Origin of the sequence: Geotalea sp. SG265 (assembly GCF_022808985.1) — a bacterium.
Taxonomy (GTDB): Bacteria; Desulfobacterota; Desulfuromonadia; order Geobacterales; family Geobacteraceae; genus Geotalea.
In genome coordinates this window covers 192,440-213,646 of record NZ_JAKZFT010000001.1, presented here as the reverse complement: position 1 = coordinate 213,646, position 21,207 = coordinate 192,440, and the positions used below count along the sequence as shown (strand labels likewise).

The 21,207-nt window shown below is 57.6% G+C and carries 20 protein-coding genes; 8 read left to right on the top strand and 12 right to left on the bottom strand.

Going from position 1 to position 21,207, the window contains the following annotated elements; translation table 11 throughout:
- The first annotated feature begins 3 nt into the window (after window positions 1-3).
- Genes ML541_RS01090 through ML541_RS01075 form a run of 4 tightly spaced genes read left to right on the top strand, consistent with a single transcriptional unit; the run spans window position 4 to window position 4,692 of the window.
- Window positions 4-2,109, top strand: coding sequence for an adenylate/guanylate cyclase domain-containing protein (locus ML541_RS01090; RefSeq protein WP_243369912.1), 2,106 nt, complete (start codon window positions 4-6; stop codon window positions 2,107-2,109).
- Window positions 2,110-2,111: 2 nt separating this feature from the next.
- A complete protein-coding gene (locus ML541_RS01085; RefSeq protein WP_243369910.1) occupies window positions 2,112-2,573 on the top strand; it encodes an SH3 domain-containing protein in 462 nt (153 codons plus the stop codon).
- The gene (locus ML541_RS01080) at window positions 2,570-3,433 is read left to right on the top strand and encodes a M48 family metalloprotease (RefSeq protein ID WP_243369909.1); all 864 of its coding nucleotides are present in this window, start codon (window positions 2,570-2,572) and stop codon (window positions 3,431-3,433) included. The genes ML541_RS01085 and ML541_RS01080 overlap by 4 nt, the downstream gene beginning before the upstream one ends.
- 23 nt (window positions 3,434-3,456) lie before the next feature.
- A complete protein-coding gene (locus ML541_RS01075; protein ID WP_243369908.1) occupies window positions 3,457-4,692 on the top strand; it encodes a M48 family metallopeptidase in 1,236 nt (411 codons plus the stop codon).
- Window positions 4,693-4,977: 285 nt separating this feature from the next.
- Here the strand turns inward: ML541_RS01075 and gspN are convergent, their stop codons facing one another.
- From gspN to gspC, 12 genes are all read right to left on the bottom strand, one after another.
- The gene (gene gspN / locus ML541_RS01070; RefSeq protein ID WP_243369907.1) at window positions 4,978-5,817 is read right to left on the bottom strand and encodes a type II secretion system protein GspN; all 840 of its coding nucleotides are present in this window, start codon (window positions 5,815-5,817) and stop codon (window positions 4,978-4,980) included.
- Window positions 5,814-6,362 carry a general secretion pathway protein GspM gene (locus tag ML541_RS01065; protein ID WP_243369906.1) on the bottom strand — a complete coding sequence of 183 codons (549 nt, stop codon included), beginning with the start codon at window positions 6,360-6,362 and terminating at the stop codon, window positions 5,814-5,816. The genes gspN and ML541_RS01065 overlap by 4 nt, the downstream gene beginning before the upstream one ends.
- Window positions 6,359-7,678: a type II secretion system protein GspL gene (gene gspL, locus ML541_RS01060; protein ID WP_243369904.1), complete on the bottom strand. Its 1,320-nt coding sequence runs from the start codon at window positions 7,676-7,678 to the stop codon at window positions 6,359-6,361. Before gspL ends, ML541_RS01065 begins: the two co-directional genes overlap by 4 nt.
- A complete protein-coding gene (gene gspK / locus ML541_RS01055; protein ID WP_243369903.1) occupies window positions 7,678-8,595 on the bottom strand; it encodes a type II secretion system minor pseudopilin GspK in 918 nt (305 codons plus the stop codon). Before gspK ends, gspL begins: the two co-directional genes overlap by 1 nt.
- The gene (locus ML541_RS01050; RefSeq protein ID WP_243369902.1) at window positions 8,592-9,245 is read right to left on the bottom strand and encodes a type II secretion system protein GspJ; all 654 of its coding nucleotides are present in this window, start codon (window positions 9,243-9,245) and stop codon (window positions 8,592-8,594) included. The genes gspK and ML541_RS01050 overlap by 4 nt, the downstream gene beginning before the upstream one ends.
- Window positions 9,232-9,567, bottom strand: a complete 336-nt coding sequence (gene gspI / locus ML541_RS01045; protein WP_243369901.1) for a type II secretion system minor pseudopilin GspI — start codon at window positions 9,565-9,567, stop codon at window positions 9,232-9,234. Before gspI ends, ML541_RS01050 begins: the two co-directional genes overlap by 14 nt.
- A complete protein-coding gene (locus tag ML541_RS01040; RefSeq protein ID WP_243369899.1) occupies window positions 9,564-10,100 on the bottom strand; it encodes a prepilin-type N-terminal cleavage/methylation domain-containing protein in 537 nt (178 codons plus the stop codon). Before ML541_RS01040 ends, gspI begins: the two co-directional genes overlap by 4 nt.
- A gap of 64 nt (window positions 10,101-10,164) precedes the next feature.
- The gene (gene gspG, locus ML541_RS01035; RefSeq protein ID WP_279342293.1) at window positions 10,165-10,605 is read right to left on the bottom strand and encodes a type II secretion system major pseudopilin GspG; all 441 of its coding nucleotides are present in this window, start codon (window positions 10,603-10,605) and stop codon (window positions 10,165-10,167) included.
- A gap of 175 nt (window positions 10,606-10,780) precedes the next feature.
- Window positions 10,781-11,992, bottom strand: coding sequence for a type II secretion system inner membrane protein GspF (gspF, locus tag ML541_RS01030; protein ID WP_243369898.1), 1,212 nt, complete (start codon window positions 11,990-11,992; stop codon window positions 10,781-10,783).
- Window positions 11,973-13,535 (bottom strand): type II secretion system ATPase GspE, encoded by a 1,563-nt coding sequence (gspE, locus tag ML541_RS01025; RefSeq protein ID WP_243369897.1) that lies wholly within the window; start codon window positions 13,533-13,535, stop codon window positions 11,973-11,975. Before gspE ends, gspF begins: the two co-directional genes overlap by 20 nt.
- On the bottom strand, window positions 13,532-15,454 hold the full coding sequence (gene gspD / locus ML541_RS01020) for a type II secretion system secretin GspD (RefSeq protein ID WP_243369895.1): 1,923 nt from the start codon (window positions 15,452-15,454) through the stop codon (window positions 13,532-13,534). Before gspD ends, gspE begins: the two co-directional genes overlap by 4 nt.
- Window positions 15,455-15,525: 71 nt before the next feature.
- Window positions 15,526-16,401: a type II secretion system protein GspC gene (gspC, locus tag ML541_RS01015; RefSeq protein ID WP_243369894.1), complete on the bottom strand. Its 876-nt coding sequence runs from the start codon at window positions 16,399-16,401 to the stop codon at window positions 15,526-15,528.
- Window positions 16,402-16,630: 229 nt separating this feature from the next.
- Between gspC and mqnB the strand changes: the two genes are divergently transcribed.
- From mqnB to ML541_RS00995, 4 genes are all read left to right on the top strand, one after another.
- Complete coding sequence (mqnB, locus tag ML541_RS01010; RefSeq protein WP_243369893.1) at window positions 16,631-17,350, top strand: futalosine hydrolase; 720 nt, start codon at window positions 16,631-16,633, stop codon at window positions 17,348-17,350.
- Window positions 17,351-17,374: 24 nt separating this feature from the next.
- Window positions 17,375-18,208, top strand: coding sequence for a 1,4-dihydroxy-6-naphthoate synthase (locus ML541_RS01005; RefSeq protein ID WP_243369892.1), 834 nt, complete (start codon window positions 17,375-17,377; stop codon window positions 18,206-18,208).
- Window positions 18,209-18,347: 139 nt separating this feature from the next.
- The gene (locus ML541_RS01000) at window positions 18,348-20,543 is read left to right on the top strand and encodes a PAS domain S-box protein (RefSeq protein ID WP_243369891.1); all 2,196 of its coding nucleotides are present in this window, start codon (window positions 18,348-18,350) and stop codon (window positions 20,541-20,543) included.
- Window positions 20,544-20,682: 139 nt separating this feature from the next.
- A complete protein-coding gene (locus ML541_RS00995; RefSeq protein WP_243369890.1) occupies window positions 20,683-21,153 on the top strand; it encodes a septal ring lytic transglycosylase RlpA family protein in 471 nt (156 codons plus the stop codon).
- Window positions 21,154-21,207 lie beyond the last annotated feature (54 nt).

Below are 21,207 nucleotides of genomic sequence, written 5' to 3'. Positions count from 1 at the left end.
AGTATGAACCTCGATGCATCCAAGTTCGGCAAAATGGGTCTTCTGGCCTTGTCCGCCTTTGTCCTCTCCCTGATACTCTTCCTTTCCGGCTTTTTTATCCCATTCGAATACAAAGTGTACGACCTGATGTCCCGCCATCTCAATCCCGCCAAGGGCCCGGGTGATATCGTCATCGTCAAGATAGATCAGCAGAGCCTCGACACCCTGAGCAGCCAAAGCATTAATTGGCCATGGCCACGGCAGATGTATGCGCCTCTCCTGGATTACCTGTCCCAGGCGGACGGGGTGCTGGTGGATATCATCTTTACCGAACCCTCCTCCTATGGTGAGGAGGATGACCTCCTCCTGGCCGAGGCGCTGCAAAAGGCGGGCAACGTCTTCCTGCCCATCTTTCTCACCAACGACAACCGGCAGATGGGAGTGGACGAACTGGCCTTCATGAAGAGGAACGCCATGCCCGATGTCCTCTCCACCCGCCTTGTCTACCACGCCGCAATAACCAATATCGAAAAAATTCGTTCTGCTGCCCGCGGTGCCGGAAACGTCGTCATCAAGCCCGATGCCGACGGTACCTACCGCCGGGTGCCCCTTTCCTTCAAGTTCCAAAATGAAACAATTCCCAACTTCGTTCTGGCAAGCCTGCTGAAGGACGGCACAGTCGCCGTGCGGGATGGAGGCCTGGTTGCCGGCGACACGACCCTGCCGCTCCTTGGCGACTCGCTGCTGCTGCGCTTCTATTCCGAACGGGAACCGTTCACCGTCATTTCCGCTGCCGATATCTTCAAGTCATCCATGGACAGCGAGGCGGGCAGAACCCCGGCAATCCCCCGGGATTTTTTCAAGGGGAAGAAGGTCTTCATCGGCCTCACAGCGGCAGGGCTCTATGATCTGAAGCCAACCCCCATCACCGCCGTTTCTACGGGGGTCATGGTGCACGCTACGGCCATGGACAATCTGCTGCACCGGCACTTCATCCGTCAGCTTCCCCCATGGGTATCCATCATCCTCATGCTGCTGCTGTCGACCGCCGTCTGCCTCTTCGTTCTCACCCAGCACAGGTTCAGCATCAACGTAGCCTTCTTTGCCGCTGCAGCTGCCTTTGTCCTCGGCCTGTCGGGACTTCTTTTCAAAAACGGCATTTATCTGCAGGTGGTACCTTCCGCCTCGGCGCTGATCGTTGCCATGATCGCCTCGGTTGCATACAGCTATGCCACGGAGGGGAAGGAGCGGCGCTTTGTCCGTCGCGCCTTTGCCCAGTACATGGACGAGACGCTGGTGGATTACCTGCTGCAGAATCCGGATCTGATCAAGCCGGGGGGGCAGCGGCGCAGGTTGTCGGTATTTTTTGCCGATATTGCCGGTTTTACCACCATTGCCGAAAAGCTGCCCGCCGAGGCGACGGCGAAAATCCTCCACACCGCCCTCAATACCTTCAGCGAGGTCATCATCCGCAATCACGGCGTCATCGACAAGTATATCGGCGACTGCATCATGGCCTTCTGGGGTGCGCCGATCGCCGGCGAAAACGATGAGCTCAACGCCTGTCGTGCCGCCGTTGAATGCCAGGAAGCGCTGGTGGAGATCAATCGCGGCCTGGTGGCTGACGGTCTGACGGAAATAGCCATCCGCATCGGCATAAATTCCGGTGATGCCATTGTCGGCAACCTGGGGAGCGATCGTCTCTTCGACTTCACCGCCATCGGCGACACTGTCAACCTGGCCTCGCGCCTGGAATCGGCCAACAAGCATTTCAAGACGAGGATCATGGTCAGCGAGGATACCTTCAACCATACCGGGGAAGCCTTCATCTCCCGTGAACTGGGACTGATAGAGGTGAAGGGGAAATCCCAGCCGATCAGGATCCATGAACTGCTGGTAACGGTTGACCGGCCGGAAGAGGAACTTCGGTCATTTGCCGCCGCTTACGGCCGGGCCTACCAAGCGTTCTCAGGGGGCAACTGGCAGGAAGCCGCCAGCCTCTTCTCTGCCCTCCTCGCAACCTATCCCGGTGACGGCCCCGCCGCCTATTATCTGAAATGGTGCGAGACGCTGCAGGCAAATCCACCATTGACTAATGACTGGAATGTGATAAAAATGACCGAGAAATGAAAATGACAAGAGCCATCATAACGGGAGTAATCCTCCTGCAACTCACCGGTGTCGCCTTGGCCGCCGATACTGCACGGGTCATCGTCAAGGAGAATGCGATCCGTGAGCAGTGCCGCTTCTTTTCCCCGGTGAAGACGAAAATCCGCCTCAACGACCGTTTGACCGTCACAGCTAAAAGCGGCGACTGGTACAAGGTGACCTTCAAAGGGGTCAGCGGCTGCGTCCACAAAAGCGCCGTAGAGCAGAAGTCTTTCAAGCTTGGCAGTATCATGGGGTCCGGAAAGACAGCTTCCCAGGATGAGGTCTCCCTTGCCGGCAAAGGATTCAATCCCCAGGTGGAGGCTTCCTATAAGGGGAGCCACCCCGAGGCCGACTTCCACACGGTTGACACCATCGAAGGATTCAAGGTCAGTGGTGACAGTCTCGACGAGTTCCTGAGAAACGGGGGGCTGAACGCACAATGACCAGGAAGCTGCTCCATACGGCTCTTGTCCTCTCCCTTTTCCTGCCGGGCTGTCGCCTGGAAAACCTTTCCGCCGACCAGCTGGATCTCATTACCAACTCCGTTTCCTCCACCTTCAAGGCGGCCCGGCCCATCAGTGACGAAGAAGAGTACTACGTGGGGCGGGCAGTGGCCGCCAAGATTCTCACTTCTTACCGGCTGGTGAACAACAGGAAATTGACCGATTACGTGAACCTGGTCGGCCAGGCGGTGGCAATCCACTCGGAGAAGCCCTTCACCTTCGGCGGCTACCACTTTGCCATCCTGGACAGCGGCGAAATCAATGCCTTTGCCTGCCCCGGGGGGATCATCTTCATCACCCGCGGCATGCTCGATGCCGTTTCCAACGAGGATGAGCTGGCAGCCGTTCTGGCCCACGAGGTGGGGCACATCAATCACCGTGACGGCATCGGCGCCATATCCCAGGCCCGCTGGACCGAGGCGCTTACCACCATCGGCAGCCAGGCAGCCAAAACCTACGGCTCGAAGGATGTGGCAAAACTGGTGGGCCTCTTCGAAGGTTCCATCGACGACGTATTCAAGACCCTGGTGGTCAATGGTTACGGCCGCAGCCAGGAGCACGCTGCCGATCTCGCCTCCCTCAACTACCTTGCCGCAACCGGCTATGATCCCCACGCACTTAAGACCTTTCTCGATCGGCTCGTCGCCCGGAGCGGCGGTTCCCAAGGGGGGATCATGAAGACCCATCCTGCCACCAGGGACCGGGTTGACAACGTTGCCGCCAACATGCCGGAACAGAAAAGCGACGCCGCCCATTTCAGCGAACGAAGCCGCCGGTTCGCCTCAATCCTGGGTAAATAAGATACGTCCTGCCACGGATTTCCATGACCCTGATCGCTCTCATTGCTTATCTGCTTGTGGCCGCCACCGGCTACTTCCTCCGTTTTCTGAACCTGCAGCACCTGAAGAAACACGGCTCGGAAATCCCTGCCGGTTTTGAAGACGCCATCGATGCCGATACTCTTACAAAGACCTCAGCATATACCTTGGAGCAGAGCCGCCTCGGCCTGATCGAATCGATTTTCGACAACATACTGCTGCTCATTTTCCTCTTCGGCGGAGTGTTATCCCTCTACGACCGCTTCATTGCCTCCCTCGGCAATTCTTTCATCTGGTGTGGTGTGCTGTTCTTCCTCATCCTCACCCTCGTCCAGGCGGTCCTGGACATCCCCTTCAGCCTCTACGGCACCTTTTCCCTGGAGAAACGCTTCGGCTTCAACACCACCACGCCCGCTGTCTGGGTCTCGGATCTTTTCAAATCCACAGCCATTTCGCTGGTCATTCTCGGGCTGATGATCGCCGGTGCTTTTGCCTTGGTGCAATGGAGCCCCCAATGGTGGTGGCTGTGGGTCTGGGTGTTTTTCGCCGCCGTTTCCCTGTTCTTCATGTATGTGTCTCCGTACATCATTGAGCCCCTGTTCCATAAGTTCGAGCCGGTCAAGGATGCGGCGCTGGAAGAAGATATCCGCAAGCTCATGGACCGGGCCGGATTACAGGTGAGCCGGGTCATGCAGATGGATGCCTCGCGGCGCAGCCGCCATTCAAACGCATACTTCACCGGCATTGGCCGGGTAAAACGCATCGTTCTCTACGATACGCTTTTGGAGCAGATGGAACGGGAGGAGGTTCTGGCGATCCTTGCCCACGAGGTAGGGCACTGGAAAAAGGGGCACATCTGGAAACGGCTGCTCTTCACGGAGATCACTGCCCTCGTCGGCCTTTACCTCTCCTATTTTCTTCTGCAGTGGGGCGGGCTGCCGTCGGTGCTGAGGCTGGCGCAGCTTTCCTTCGCCGGGCAACTGGTGGTCCTGGCGTTTATCAGTTCCATTGTTATGTTCCCCTTTACTCCCCTTTCTAGCTGGTTTTCCCGCCGCAACGAATGGCAAGCCGACCGTTTTTCCGGAGAATTGACCGGCAATCCGGCTGCCTTGGCAACGGCCCTGGTCAAGCTGAACCGGGAAAACCTCGGCAACCTCCATCCCCATCCCCTCTACGCAAAATTCTATTATTCCCATCCGCCTGTAGTGGAGCGGGTGGCTCGGCTAAAGAATCTGGCTTGAAGCATAAATGCCGCTGGTCGGCTACCGTGGCTTCGGGAGTGAGTGACAGAGCCGCAGCGGCGAGCGGACGCCCGCCAGGGGGTGCTTTAAATACATATGTGAGAATCTCCTGCGCAACAAATGGCATCTGAGAGCCGGTGCAAGGTCCGCAGCTGTGGCGACCGAACGAACGGATGAAGTCGCGGTAGCCGGCCCTTCCACTAAAAAGTATTAGAAAGCAAAAAACGCCCGGCAGGAAGTACCTGCCGGGCATTTTTTGTTGCAAGAAGAGTTGAATAGGGCTTTTTACATCACCGACGGTTTACCGAGGGTCCCCCGCACCGGCAGCTGGTAATGGCCGGGAGAGGTCTGGTATTTGAGAAGGAGCAGGAAGATGAATTTCTGCTTTTCCAGGAACTGGGGGCGGGGCATCAGTTCCAGGGTGAGGTTGAGGGGGGCGATGCTCAGGGGATTGGTCAGGGGGATGTCCCCCTTGAGCCGGGTATAGAGCCCTTCGCCGTCGAGAGTGAGGCTCTCCAGGTTGGCCTTGCCGCCGCCGATGCGCAGCATTCCCTGCACGTTCCGATAGTTGGCATCGGGGAGGGGCATTTCTCCGATCTTTACCCCCTGCAACTGGGCATCTTTTACCGCCAGCTGCAGCTCGCCGCTTGCGGCAGCCTGTTTTCCCCTTAAGGATCCCCTGGCCCTGAGCTCTCCCTTTACCTTGGCGCCGGTGACGGTCGCGAAAAAGGGAATATCATCCAGGCGCACCCCGGCAATCTCAAGCTTGAAATCTCCTTTTTTCCGGGGACTGAACTCACCGTTGATTTCCCCTTTGCCGATGGTGCCGTGGTAACCGAACACGACCCTGCCGAGAAAAAGTGGCAGCAGTCGCAACCGCACGGCTGCCTTGTCAAGCTTCACTACGGCTCCATTGTCGGTGCCGATGACGATGCCGTTCCCTTTGATGCCCACGGGGAGGGCGAAACCGAAGCTTCTAGTCTGGAGTGTGTAGCCTTCCCTGGACAGTGCTCTGACGGCAACCCCTTGCAGTTCCCGGTCGGGAATGAAAAGGATGGTCAGCACGATGAAGCAGACGAGGGCGGCCGGGATGCCGGCGCCGTAAAGCAGCAGTCGGCGTTTCATCTGGAACCTTGCTGTGAAACCTTGATCAGCGCCACCGTCAGGGTAAGATCGAGCCGCGCGGGGTCGTCGAAGCGGGTCTTCATCAGCGCTTTCTTGATAACCACCGGCTTGGTTCCCTTTTCCAGCCGATAGATGAGGTTGACCGCCTCGTTGGCGGTCAGTCCTTCCACCTTGACTTCCGCCGCATCCTCCACGAACCCAGGCCTGTCTTCTCCTTTGACAGGCTTGACCTGGGTATTTTTCCCCTTAATGCCGATCTCCTCGACAACCTTTGCTGGGGAATCGTCGGGGCGGGTCGCGGCGAGGCGGTTGGATAGCTTCATGGCTCCCATATTCGCTTCCATGTAGCGCGCCTTGAGGATGAGCATTTCGGCGATGTCCGCTTCACGTGCGGCTCTTTTCTTTTCCAGGCGTTTGATGCTGCCGTTGATGGCGGAAAGGATGACGGCCAGGATGAGCACTGCCGCCAGGGCCATACCGAAGCGCAGGCGGGTTCTTTCATCCATCTCCTTGACCGTTTCCATGAGGAGGTGCAGGTATTTCATATGTTCCCCTCCTTGAGCGTTCCCCTGAGAACGAAGGTGACGCTGCCGTCAGGCTTCGACTTCGTTTCGCCGACCTCGGCTCCGGTGAGGACCGATGCAGCTTTGAGTTTTAAGTCGTTCACCGCCTGGACCGACTTTGCATCCCCCCTGAGCCGCACCTGGTCGCCGTCTATTTCTGTCTCGAAGACACCGGAAATATCGTCCCCTTTTGCATCCGCCAATGATTTCAGGACCTTTAGGGTGTTGCTGGATGCCTTGCCGCCGGACAGCCGCTTGATTTCCGATTTCAGTTCCGCAACCTCGTCCACGGCCTTCTTGCGGGTGGGGAATACTTCCCGGTAGATCTTGGTGATGGAGTTGTTGAGGGAATCAAGATCCTTCTTTACCAGGTACCAGCGCAGTCCAGCTTCGGCCAGGAGAAGCACGACGACGGTCGCTGCAAGAATTGCCGTGAGACGCAGCTTTCTTCGTGCCTTTGCCGCACCGGCCGTATAGGCGAGACTGCCGCTGCGCAGATTGATGTTATCCCCGGCAACGACGGCCCGGGCCACCGCATAGGTCCCGGCCAGATCCCTGGCCGCATCGGCATCGCCGGCAAAGGTTTCGGCGAAGGGGCCGGCCACGGCCAGTGGTGAGATGGAGGAACCGGTGAGAGATTCGGCGGTTTCCCGCCGAGAGTGGCCGCCATGGGAGAAGATTCGTTCCACGGTGATATTTTTTGCGATTTCCACAGCAGCCAGCGTGCGAGCCGTTTCCCTTTCGCCTCCCGTGAGAGGGCGGAAGAAGAGCGGCTGTCTGTCCCGGTAGATAACCAGGGATTCACCGTCGGTGAGGGCGACGGTGCCGGTTTCCGCTTCCGCGGGGATGAGACTCTGCCAATGGAAGAGGGAACCGGTGATGATTTCAGGCTCCAGTCCGCTCGTTTTGAGCAAGGCAATGGTCTCCTCAAGCCACTGCTGTCTGGCCCAGACCGCCAGCACCTTTCCCTCATCAAGGAGGAGCGCGTCGAACACCAGCTGGTCCGTGTCCACAGCCGTTTCACCCTTCAGTTCCAGTGGGAGCAGTTCACGCACCTTACGACGGTCGGCGATGGGGAGTTCCATCTCCCGCATGAACAGATGATCCGCAGGGATGGACAGAATCACCCTCCGCTCCTCAGACTTCTCAGCGGTCACCGACTGAAGAATCTGTGACAGGGAATCCTCCGCTCCAAGCGGGTGCCGCGACGCCTCAATGAAGCTGAGCTCCCCCCGCCTGCGGCGGAAGGTGGTAAGGATCAGCTCGTTTTTCTTCAGTTGGATGATGAGCAGATTCATCAGTATTCTCTCCAGTATAAGAACTTCCCATCGCTCGTGCGGACCACTGCTTCGGCGACCCGACTCGTTTCCTTGACCAGGGCCTCGGATTGGATGCGGTAGATGGTCCCCTTGGTGGTAGTCAAAAGCGACAGGCCCTGGGCAATGCTTTCCATTCCGGCCACCTGGGCGAGTTCATAAGGATTTTTGAACGGCGTGGTTTTGCGTCGGTCGAGAATCCGGCTTGCCAAGTCATCGCTCATTCTTTCGGAAAGGGCGACGAGAATCTCTTTGGGCGCTGTATTGATGTTGATCATGGCTGTCAGCGTTGCGGCATCCGCGTAAACGGTAACGAAAGGCCTCAGCCTGCCCAGCACCTTGCTGTCGAATCCCTTGACCAGTCGCAGTTCTTCAAAGGTGTCCAACTTGCCGTTCTTGGCCCGGTAGGGGGGCTTAAGCTTGTTGTAATAGGCCGATTCGGCTCCTGCCGGGTGTGGTTCCTCGTTGACATCGATCCAGTCCACCAGGGCATCGAGCAGATCCGGGGAAAGGTTCAGTGTCTTGAACAGGCGTACCGCAATGTCGTAGTAAGGCTGCTTCACTGTTCCATCAGGGGAGACCAGGTCGTTGAGGTTCAGCTTGCCGCTTTCCTCGCTGATGGATACAACCAGTTTTCCCTGCTCTTCCTCGAACTGCAGGGGCTGCGCCCAGGGGTCGAGAAGGGTTGTATAGGATTGGAGCGACTGTGAATACTGGAGCAGCCTCGTGGCTCCCTCCACCCCCGATGCCGCCAATATGCTCGCTTGCTGGGCGGCCACGTAATTGTGGCTGATGGAGGTGTCCACGTAGACCTCGTCGATGAACTGGACGGACAGTGCCACCAGCAGCGCCGTGATGAGCAAGGTCAGGACGAGGGCAAAACCGCGCTGGTCCCTCACGGGCCGACAATCCTGGGGGTGGCGATGGCCGTATATTCCACCGGTTTATCCCCTTCCTTGATCCGCAGGGTGATCCTTACCGATCTGGGCAGTGCGTTGTTCAAGGCGGTATCCCAGCTTTTTACCCACTTGCTGCCGTCATAGCATTCCACGAGAAAACCTTCCAGTTCTTCCATCTGCGGGTATGGCTCGGGTGTGAAGTCGAAGTGGAAGTCCTTCGCCCGCCGGACAAGAGATATCCTGTTATCTTTTTCCATGGGCTCGTAGGTGATCTCCATCAGGTCAGAAACTGGTGCCGTGCCGATGTTCGGGGGGGCGAGGGCGGTCAGTCTCAGTATGGAGGCGGGTTTGCCGAAGAAGTCACGGTCCTCGACCACGAACCCCAGCCTGTTTTTCTCATCGGGCTTGCCAGGCTTGCGGAAATAGACCGCGCTGATCTCCCGGCGCAGCATGTCCAGGGTTGTACGGACTTCCCGCCTCGTTTCCATCCCCGCCACCGCCGCTTCCCGCCCATTCATCAGAGAAAAATAGGTGCCGTAGAGGGCTCCGCTGATGATGACCAAAAGCGCCATGGCAATGAGCAGTTCGAGCAGGGTGAACCCGGCGCTCCTCCTGAGCGGGGATTTTGAACCTCGTTTACTTCTTTGCATAATACTGCACCAGGGAAAGGGACTGCTTTTCACCCCAGGTTACGGTCAAGATCAGTTTCTGCAGCGTGGGCATCTCGGTGCCCTCTGTTTCCACGTGCCAGGCTATCTCCGGATGGTCCGGGGCAAAGGTTCCATCCTTTTTCTGCAGATCGGTAAAGCCGGGTTCTTCCAGCTTTGCGCGGGCCAACAGCACCGCCGCCGTTTCTTCCCGGTCCCGCCCCACCACCGAGAGATGGTAATTGAAGGAGGTGATCACGGTGAGGATCACCCCTGCCATGATGGCCAGGGCGACCATGATTTCCAGCAGGGTAAAGCCTTTCACTTCTCGGGCTCCCGGTATCCTTCTTCCACCTTGACTTTACCGCTGGCAGGGTAGGCGGTGACGGTATAGTGGCCGTCCTTCGAATCCTTCAGGTGAACGATCATGTAATCCTGCAAACCGCCGGGGCCGAAACCGATAAGGACTTCCCCTTCACCGGTCTTCCCAGAGCTAGGAATGGTGACATCCTCGATGGCGATTCCTTCGGCCAGGATCTTCCTGTTGAGGAAAGGATCATCGGCACCGGTTTCTTCCCCCGACCTGTTCAGTTGCCTGATCCAGGCGGTGTTGTCGGTTATATTCAGGTGCAGTCGGTAGCCGGTTTTGGCGGTTGCCGCCCGATCCCCCATGAACCTGATGGCGGAGGCCAGGGACCGGGCCGAATCCCGAAGCCTCGCCGACTCGGTCGAGGGGAGCCGGGGGAGGACGATCCCCGCGATCAGGGAGAGGATGGCAATGACCACCATCAGCTCGATGAGGGTGAAACCGCCTTCAGAGGCGGTTCTATGTTCTATGTTCAATGTTCTACGTTTCATTTTGAATTCGGTCCGTCATTGGATTCTTAACATAGAACCTAGAACTTTGAACCTAGAACAGCCTCTAGCGTATATCCCAGCTGTTGATGTCGGCGCTTTTCCCCTCGCCGCCGCGGGCACCGTCGGCACCAAGGGACGAGAGGTCGTAATCACCGTGTTCGCCCGGTGAGAGGTAGACGAAGTCATTTTCCCACGGGTCCTTGGGCAGCTTTTTGCTTTCAAGGTATCCTTCCGCCTTATAGCTCTTCGGAATCTGACCGGTGGTCGGCTTGGTGATCAGTGCCGCCAGTCCCTGTTCCGTGGAAGGGTAGACGCCGTTGTCCAGCTTGTAAAGCTTGAGAGCGCTTTCCAGGTTCCTGATCTGGACTTTGGCGTCGGCGATCTTGGCATCGTCCGAGCGGCCCATGATCTTTGGCCCGACCAGTGCCGCAAGCGCCGCCAGGATCATGACCACGACCATGATCTCGATGAGGGTAAAGCCGCGGTTGTTGCGCATATGATTCATTTCTGACTCCTTTTCAAAGTATGTTTTCACTTACTGGACGCTCAAAAGTACCCAGGTGCAAGGCACCCAACCACGCCGAGCGAGGCGTAGTACCCGCAGGGCATAAACAGCGCTACTACGTCGCAGTGAAGAAGGGGGAAGGGCAACGCAGCAGATGGGTGCTTTTCAGCGTCCATCATTTGATCAGCTGGTTCAATTCAAAGATGGGCAGCAGCACCGCCAGTACCACAGTGCCGACGCACAGCCCCATTGCCAGGATCAGGATCGGCTCCAGTAGGGCCATGGACCTGCTGATGGCCGCCTCGAATTCTTTCTCGAAGGCATTTCCCGCCTTGATGAGCATCTCTTCCAGCTCGCCCCCCTTTTCGCCGACAGCGATCATGTGCACCATGAGCGGCGGGAAGAGGGGGCTGCGGCGCAGGGCAACAGACAAGGTTCCACCCTGAATGATTTCCTCGCTCGCCTCGGTGAGAAAGGCGCGGTATTCCCGATTGACGACCGCTTCGCCGGTGATCTCCATGGCCTTGATGACCGGCACGCCGCTTGCCAGGAGCAGACCGAGGATCTTCGCGAAGCGGGAGAGGATCAACCGTTGCCGGAGCGCTCCTGCCAGGGGGAGCTTGAGCAGCATACGGTCTTTTTTGCGGCGGAATGTTTCGTTATCCTTGATCCGGTCGAAGATCAGGGCGAGGATAGCGGCAATGATGACCAGCACCCACCAGCCTCGGTGCAAGAGAGTGCTCACCTTGATGAGAATGACGGTGATGAGCGGCAGGGCAGCCTTGCTTTGCTCGAAGACGGTGATGATTTTCGGAACGACGAAGGCGAGGAGGAAAAGCATTACTCCCGTCCCGACGATCACCATGAGAATCGGATAGGCGAGGGAGGTGACGATTTTGCTGCGGACAGCGTTCTGGTCTTCCATGAACTCGGCCAGGCGCTCCAGTACCACTTCCAGGGCGCCGCTTGCCTCGCCGGCCGAGACCATGCCGATGTAGCTGTCGCTGAAGGTTTGAGGTTCGGCGGCCAGGGCTTTGGCCAGGCCGGTACCTTCAGCAAGACGGTCGCGCACCCTGCCGAGCATGGTGCGCATTTCCCCGGGGCGTTCCTGGTCGTGGAGGGTGGCGATGGCGTCATAGACCGGCACCGAGGAGCCGAGCAGGGTTGCCAGCCGCCGGGTCATTAGCGCCAGTTCCGGAAGGCCGATCTTTTTGCGGAATAGTCGTCGCCTCTGGCCGGGGGCTGTTTCGTCGGCGGGGGCGATCTCCCTGGCGTAGAGTCCATCCTTCTTCAGGCGCTGTCTTGCCTCATTGACATTGGCCGCTTCGAGGGTTCCGGCGACCTCGCTGCCGCCGGCCTTGAAGGCACTATAGCGGAAGGTCGGCATAATCCTCCTGGGTTACCCGCAGTACCTCTTCGATGGTGGTAATTCCTGCGGCCGCCTTGGCCAGACCGTCTTCCCGCAGGGTTTTCATGCCCCTGGAAACGGCGTATTCCTTGATGGCACCTGCCGGCGCCTGGCGGATGATCATGGAAACCAGCTCGCCGTCGATGGGGAGGAATTCGTAGATGCCGATCCTGCCCATGGTCCCCAGGTTGAAGCATTTCTCGCAGCCCCGTCCACGATAGAGCACGGTTGGCAGAGTGATGCCGGGGTATTCACGCTCCGGCTTATACTCTTCACGGCAGTGGGGGCAGATGACCCGTACCAGCCGCTGGGCCATGACCGCCGCAAGGGAGGAGGCGACCATGAAGGGCTCGATTCCCATGTCGATGAGGCGGGTGACTGCCGTTGCCGCATCGTTGGTGTGCAGGGTGGAGAGGACCAGGTGGCCGGTGAGACTGGCCTGCATGGCGATCTCCGCTGTTTCCACGTCGCGGATCTCCCCCACCATGATAATGTCCGGGTCCTGGCGCAGGATGGAGCGCAGCCCGTGGGCAAAGGTCAGGTCGATCTTGGGGTTGACCTGGATCTGCCCAACCCCTTTCAGCTGGTATTCCACCGGATCTTCGATGGTGATGATGTTCTTTTCCGGGGAGTTGACCCGGTTGAGCGCCGCGTAAAGAGTGGTGGTCTTGCCGCTGCCGGTGGGGCCGGTGACGAGGATGATACCGTTACTTCGCGACAGGAGCCTTTCCATGGCGATGACGTTGTTCTCTGAAAGGCCGATATTAGCCAGGGAGATAACCCCGCGCTGTTTGTCCAGAAGCCGCAGCACCACCCGCTCGCCGAAAAAGGTGGGGATGATGGAGACGCGGATATCCACGTCACGGCCGGCGACGATGACCCGGAGCCTGCCATCCTGGGGGAGCCTTTTTTCGGCGATGTTCAGCCCGGACATGATCTTCACCCGGGAGATGAGCGCTTCCTGGACCACCTTGGGGGGCTCCAGCATCTTGTAAAGGATGCCGTCGATGCGGAAACGCACCTCCAGTTCCCGTTCGAAGGGCTCGATATGGATGTCGCTGGCCCGCTCCTTGACCGCCTGGAAGAGGATCGAGTTCAGCAGGCGGATGACCGGCGCCTCGTCGGTCAGGTCCAGCAGGTCCTTGGGCTCGTTGAACTCCGTGGCGATGGCAGAGAGTTCCACCCCTTCCAGTTCTTCAACCACCTCCTGGGCCGAACCGGAGATCCTGCCGTAGAGGCGATTGATCGCTTCCAGGACCGCCTTCCCCGGCACGGCAACGGCCCGCACCGGCATGGCGAAAACCCCCTGCAGTTCATCCAGTGCCAGAAGATTGGCCGGGTCCCCGGCAGCGGCGATCAGGGCGCCCTCTTCCTCCCGCAGGGGGAGGAGCAGGTTGTTGCGGGCGAAGGCCAGAGGCAGACGCATGAGCAGGGCCGTTTCCACGGTGCTGTCGTCGATGTCGGCCTGGAAAGGGAGCCCCAGTTTCCTGGCAATATCTTCGGTTTCCATCGCCGGGGTCATTGGTTTGCCTTTACCTTCAGTTCCTTATCGAAATCGATGGGCTGGTCCGATTTCAGCTGCTCGCTGAAGCGGTTCTTCTGCATTTCCGAGACCTTGGCCATATCTACGGAATCTTTCACTATGTAGGGGGTGAGGATGATCATCAGGTTAGTTTTGGTCCGCTTGGTGCTTTTTGTCTTGAAGAGGTAGCCCAAAAGTGGGATGTCCCCCAAAAATGGCACTTTGCTTATGGTCTCCTGGTCCTGGTCCTGGATCAGACCGCCGATGACCACCGTATCCATGTCTTTCACCACAACAGACGTCTTGGCGGAGCGCTTGGTGGTGGTGATGTCGGCGGCGGCACCCTTACTCAGCGCGTCTTTGACGGCGGAAATCTCCTGATAGATGTCCAGCTTGACGTACTCTCCTTCGCTGACCATGGGCTTGATCTTTAGGGTGATACCGGTGTCCTTCCGCTCAATTCCCTGCTGTGAGAGACCTGTCGAAGAGAGATTGGTCGAAGTGATGAACGGGACGTTTTCACCGACGAATATCTCCGCTTCCTTATTGTCGGAGGTCATGATGTTAGGGGTGGAGAGGACGTTAAGAGCGCCGTTGGATTGGAGTGCCTTGAGCACCGCCGGAAAATTGGCGGCTCCAGCTAATTTAAGCCCGCTGATGTCGGCGAGCGTTGCCAAAGGCGTTACTGCGCCCGCAATGGTCGAGAAGGTGCCCATTGGATCATAAACTCCAGCCGTAGCAACACTGCCATCAGAGGTTATTGCACCACCGAAAACCCCCCATTGTACCCCCAGATCCCGCGCCTTATCCAGGGATACCTCGGCGATCATGGCCTGGACGAAGACCTGGCGGTTGCGGCGGTCCAGTTTCTGGATCACCTGGAGCAGGTTCTGGTAATCGGTAGGGGAGGCCATGATGACCAGTGAGTTGGTGGCCTTGTCGGGGGTGATGGTGATCTTGCCCCCTTCGAATACCGACTGCTGGGGGGCAGCTGCCGCTCCCGGCTGTCCCGGCGCTGCTGCAGCAGCGGAGGAGCCTTTGACGACACCGTCCAGGACCTTGGCCACCTCGGTGGCATCGGCATTTTCCAGATAATAAACATTAACCTTGCTGCTGGTTGTGGGGGGCACCACGTCCAGCTGGGCGATCAGTTTCTTGATGTCTTCCTTGTCTTTGGGGCTGCCGAAGAGAATCAGTGCATTGAGCCGGGCGTCGGAGAGAATCAGACCGGTGCTAGTTGCAGCAGGTGCCGGCTGGCCGGCAGCGGGTCGAGCGCCACGCTCTTTGCCCCCCAGCCACTCCTTGACGACCGTGGCAACGCTCTCGGCGGAGGCATTCTTCAGAAAGACCAGTTCCGCCCCCTCCCGCTTCTGGTCCGTATCCACCAGTTGCAGAATATTGAGGATCTTCTGGATGTTCAGGGACGAATCGACCAGGAGCAGCATGTTTCCGGGGCCGAAGGCGGAGATGTAGCCATCCTTGGAGATCATCGGCTGGAGAAAAGTCATGGCCTCCTGGCTGGAGATGTGCTCCAGGTTGATGATCCTTGCCACGTATGCCTCGTTGACCGGGCCACGATCCTTGTCGCTCAGGATCTTCATTCCCGATTGCTTGGCGGAGCCGGTGGGGACGATCTTCAGCACCTTGCCTGCGGGAACGACCGTAAAACCCTTAAGTTCCAGCACTGAGGTGAAAACGTTGAAGGCCTCTTCCGTGGAGAGCTTGGCCGGGGAAAAGACCGAGATCTTTCCCTTCACCCGGTCGTCCATGACGAAGTTCTTGCCGGTCAGGTCGCTGATGAACTTGACCATGGTGGAAATATCCACGTCGGTGAAATTTAGCACCACCCCCTTGGCCAGCGCCGGTACCGGCAGGACCAACAGGGAGAGCAGGGAAAGAATGGCGATGGATTTACGCAATGGGTGCCTCCAGAGACAGATTGCAGGGAACGGTATCGGAGCTGTTGGGGAAAAGCAGAATTGTCCGCTGCCTATCGTATGTCATAGTTGAATGTGGTCGGCTGGCCGTCCCGGACCAGGTCCAGTTTGATGCGGGTCTGCCCTTTCAGGGAAGCAAAGGACTGTATGGCTTTTTCCGGCGAATCGATGGGAAAATCGTTGATGGCACGGAGAATGTCGCCGTTTTTGATGCCGATGGTGCCGAAGATCCCCTGGGGCTTCACTTCCGATGCCCTGAATCCCTCCACCTTGCCGTCCTTGATGCTGGGGAGCAGGCGGGCGTCGGTCATGGCCTGGCCGATGTTGTCCAGGGATGCATTCAGCGCCCGCTGGTCGATGACGTAACTTCCTGCGCCGACCGGAGCGGCAAGACCGGTATTTCCTGCGGGGGGGGCAGGCTGTGGCTGCCTGGCCGATTCGGCTGCGGCCGCCGTGGGAGAATATATTTTCGTCCTTTTGCCGTTGACGAGGATTTCTGCCGACTCCTTGCCGACCGAAACCAGCGGCCCGGTCTCGAAGACCGTGTCCCCCAGGCGGAAGACGCGCTCTTCCTTGCCAGCCTTCTGCACCAGGGCAAATGTTTCGCGGTAGGAGCCGAGTGCAGTTCCCAGAAGGATGAGATCCCCCAGGGATGGAGCAGGGGCTGCCGCTGCGGTGGCGGCCTGCTGAATGACAGGGCTAAGCTTTCCCTGCGTAGCCTTGCCGAATAGTCCTTTTTCCAGGATGGGGGCGAAGGAGGTCAGGTCTTCCGCTGCCATGGGCGAAGGGGAGGGCGCAGCGCCTTTCGGGGCAGCTTTGGGATAAAGTCTGGCGAGTCGGAAGGAGATGAAATCAGAGGCTATCAGCGCCAGCGATGCTATGATGAGAAAGGTGAGAAATATATTGAGCGGAACGATCCATTTCTGCATGATGGGCCTTTTTACGCATGGATGAAACGCGTTGACTATAGTAAAACTGTCACTCTTATGCAAGGGAAAAGAGGGTTACGGAATGGAGCCGAACAGGGCTACCGGGCCATTGGCAGGTCTTTGCAAGGGGCTTTCCCTGATCTGTTGAACGGGAGATACTGCTGTGATAAGATCTGCCACTATATGTTAACAGTCGTCTTTGCCGCAGCAGGAAAACAGGGAGGTGCCTGTGAAATCCTTTTTTGTAACAGCTTCGGTCATGCAGGAACTCTCTCTGCTCATCCATTCCACGGGGGCTGCCAAGGTTGATTCGGCCCTCTTTCCGGAGATTTACCGTGGCTGTATTGGCGCCAGGGAGGTCACCCTGGCGGTGACCGGCATCGGCAAGGTGAATGCCGCCTCTGCCGCAACGCTCCTCTTGCAGAATGCGACCCCTGATCTGTTGATCAATACGGGCTGTGCCGGTGCGTACCGGGGAAGTGGACTGCAGGTCGGGGGGCTGGCTGTGGCAACCTCGGAAATTCTTGCCGACGAAGGGGTTCTGACACCGGAGGGATGGCGCTCCCTGGAATGGATCGGCATTCCGCTGGTAAAGAGAAGCGGCAAGGCTTACTTCAACGAATTCCCCTTATCTATGCAGGCAGCAGGCAGGGCGGCAAGTCTTGCCGCTGCCCTGGGCCTTTCCGTGAAGCGGGGGAAATTCCTCACCGTTTCCACGTGCAGCGGAACGACTGCCCGCGGCGAAGAACTTTTTTCCCGCTTCGGCGGCATCTGTGAAAACATGGAGGGGGCCGCCGTCGCCCAGGTGGCCCTGCGCTGCGGCATCGACTGCCTTGAGGTACGGGGAATCAGCAACATGGTTGAAGACCGGGATCTCTCTTCCTGGAATATTCCGGGGGCGGTCGAGGCGGTACAGCGCTTTATCCTGAAATATATCGAAGAATTGTAACTTATTTATCCTTTTGAGGTTCCCATGCAAACGTTTTCGCTCGGCTATTCTCCCTGTCCCAATGACACCTTTATTTTCCACGCCCTTACCCATGGCCTTGTTTCTCGCCCCGGTTTCTCCTTTACGGAACGGTTGGAGGATGTGGAGACCCTGAATCGCCTGGTGCTGGACAAGGCACTGGATGTGAGCAAGATATCGTACCATCTTCTCGGTTTCGTCCGGGACGATTACTGTCTGCTCACGTCCGGCGGGGCCTTGGGCCGCGGCTGCGGCCCCCTGGTCGTTTCGAAAAACCATGAAAATATGGCCCAGTTGAAGGGGAAGAGGATTGCCCTGCCGGGCAGATATACCACGGCAGCACTTCTGCTCAGGCTTTTCGACCCCTCACTTACGGAGATCGTCTATCTTCCCTTCGACCGCATTATGGATGCCATAGCCGACGGCAGCGTCGATGCAGGAGTCATAATCCACGAATCCCGCTTTACCTACGCCGCCCTCGGCCTGGTAAAGCTGTTGGACCTGGGGGATTGGTGGGAAAAGGAAACGGGCCATCCCATCCCCTTGGGGGGAATCGTGGCAAAGAGGTCTCTGGGGGGCGAGGCCATTGCTGCTATCAACACTCTGCTGCGCGAGAGCGTGGAATGTGCCTTTGCCGCCCCTCTGAAGGCAAATGCCTACATACGTGCCCATTCCCAGGAAATGAGCGACGAAGTCTGCGCCGCCCACATCAAGCTTTATGTCAATGACTTTTCACGGGACCTGGGGCAGGAGGGGAAGGCTGCCGTCAGCACACTCATGGGGCGCGCCGAAGCCCATGGTCTGGTTCCTCTTTCGGCAAAGGACATCTTCCTACCCTGATCCGGTATTATCCACGTTCGAATTCCTGATCTTCCATTCCCTGGCACCCTGTTTTGCGTTCAAGAAAAGCTCTTCACTGCCCGATAAGATTGTTCAAAACCTTGCGAGGAATATGAGCATCATGGCCGGTTTCAGGAACATGCCAAAGATTTCACAATGGGAAAAATGTATCCTCTTGGCAGCTCTGGTGTGGACAGTAGCCCTCATGGCTTCCTATTACTGGAACGTGTACTGCGAGACCTATGCGGCTCCTTTTTCCAATCATGCCCAATTCCAGCTTCGATGGGTCGCTATCGGCCATTTCCTGCTCTGGAGTGCGGCCATGGCCGGGCTCTTCTATGGAGCACGCCGCTTCCGGCGAAGCGAGAAAAAGCGACTCAAGGCGGAGGAAGATTTAAAACAGTCTCTGGAACTGTCGGGAATTGTGCTGGAGGCAACCCAGGACGCCATTTGCATCGTCAATGTCAATGATTACTCTATTCAGAGTGCCAACGGGGTATTTCTCCGCCAGACAGGCCGCACCCTGGATCAGGTGATCGGCAAGACGTGCCATGCCGTGACGCACAGTCTGTGTCACCCTTGCGGAACGGCCAGCTGTCCGATCCGTATGGCCATGGAGACCGGTGCATGCCAGACGATGGAGCATCTCCATGTGGGCAAACAGGGAGAGACCCTGTATGAGGAGGTTACGGCATATCCGATCCAGGACAAGGACGGAGCAATAAACCGGATCCTTCATGTGGCCCGGGACGTTACGGCCCGCAAAGGGGTGGAGGAATCCCTGCGGCAGTCCCAGGAGAAATACCGGGCGATTTTTGAAAATACCGGGGCGGCGACCATTATCGTCGAGGCGGACGGGACTATAGTCATGGCCAACAGGGAGTTTGAGCAGCTGAGCGGCTACTTCAGCGATGAGCTGGAAGGCAAGCGCCCCTGGCAGCAGTTCGTAGCCGAAAAAGACCGGGAGCTGGTTTTAAAAAAACACTCCCAAAAAGAAATCGATGGTAATCATTCCATTGACAGCTACGAGTTCAGGTTTACAGGGGCCGCCGGGACGATCAGAGACGTTGTGGTTCGATGGGGCGAGATTCCCGGGACGAATAAGCTGGTCGGCTCCTTTCTCGACATCACCGATCAGAAACGGGTCGAGGAAGCTCTTCGCTCCAGTGAATCGCTCCTTGCGCTCGCGCAGAAAATATCCCACCTGGGGAGCTGGGATTGGGATGTGGTATCCAACACGATCACCTGGTCGGACGAGATGTACCGCATCTGGGGGGTCGATAGGGATTCCTTTTCGGTGACGTACGAGTCCACGTTCAGCATGGTCCATCCCGAAGACAGGGAACGGGTGAACCGGGCCATGAATGAAGCTCTGTACGCCAACAAGTTGTTCAACATGGATTATCGCCTAATTCTTTCAGATGGTAGGGTTCGTACAGTAGCCGTCCAGGGGGAGGTCGCCTTCGACGAAGGAGGGAAACCCATCAGAATGGACGGCACCACCCAGGACATAACGTGGCGGCAGGAGGCGGAAGATGCCTTGCGGAGGTCGGAGGAAAAGTTCGCCAAAGCGTTCCACGCCAGTCCGGACTGGATAGTCATAAGCCGGGCCGGAGACGGGAAATATATCGAAGTCAATGAGGCCTTCCTGGATATTACCGGCTATTCCCGTGAAGAGGTCATTGGCAAGACCTCCACCGAGCTTGGCATCTGGTTCGATCCCCGCGATCGGATGCTGATGCTGAAATGTCTCAATGAAAATTCCCTGGTTCGCAACCTGGAGGTATCTTTCCGCATCAAGTCAGGCGAGCTGCGCATCATGCTCTGGTCCGCCGAGGTTATCGAGTATGGCGGCGAGGCCTGTCTGATCGCCATAGCTAGAGATGTAACGGAGCAAAGGGTTCTGGAGAAGGAGCTGCGAAAGAGCCAGTCGCAGTTATACATGAAACATGAGGAACTGAAAAATCTGTTTCTCCAGATGGAAAACATCAGACGGGAGTGGGAGCAGACCCTTGACTTCATCTCCGATATCTTCATTCTCGTGGACAACGGGGGGCGGATCAAGAGGTTCAACCGGGCCTTGGAAAATTTCACTACCGTTTCCCATCGCGATATTGTGGGCAGGGACTGGAAGCAGTTCCTGGCTGCCCACGGCTTGCAGCAGAACGTGCTCCAACCGGGGGTGGAGATATACAATGGAGCCTCAGGAAAATGGCTTGTGCTGAACTTCCGCCCGTATGACGAGGGGGCGGTTTCAGGGGATATGGGGGGGGTTGTGACCATCAACGACGTGACGGCCATCAAAACTGCGGCCATTGGATACAGCACCGTTTGATTTTCCGGTCATTGCCCGGTGCCGAACCGTGCGGTATCATTAACTTCATTAGAAATATGGATTAGAGCTTTCTCTTTTTTCTTGACTCCAGCCTGATTGCCATGCTATATGAACCCCTCGCCCAACAAAGGAGGTGCGCATGGCATCACTTGAGCGTAGGGGCAGGCCGGTTTTGATTGCCGCGATCTGCCTGATGCTCCTTCCGATCCACACGCTTCCCCTGCTGGCTGAAGAACCGCAATCGGAAAGCAGGCCACAAGAAACACCCGTTGCTGCAGAAACACCCAGGGAGGCTAAGGATGTCGAAAAGATCGGCATCGCTTCCTACTATGCCAGGCGGTACGATGGCAGAAGAACGACCTCAGGCGCTCGCTACAATCCGGAGAAATTGACCGCGGCCCACCAGGACCTGCCGTTCGGGACCAAGGTGAAAGTGACGAATCTCTCCAATGAGAAAGAGGTAGTGGTAACAGTCAACGACCGTTGCCGCAAGAAAAAGAAGCCGTTCATAGACCTGTCGCGGGCGGCGGCAAAAGAGCTGGGATTTTATGGCAAGGGAATAGCCAGGGTAAAGATAGTCCCGCTTACCGAAGAAGCATCATTACAATAAATTATTTGGGCGAAAGAAAAGGCCGAGGCAGACATGCCCCGGCCTTTTTTCTTT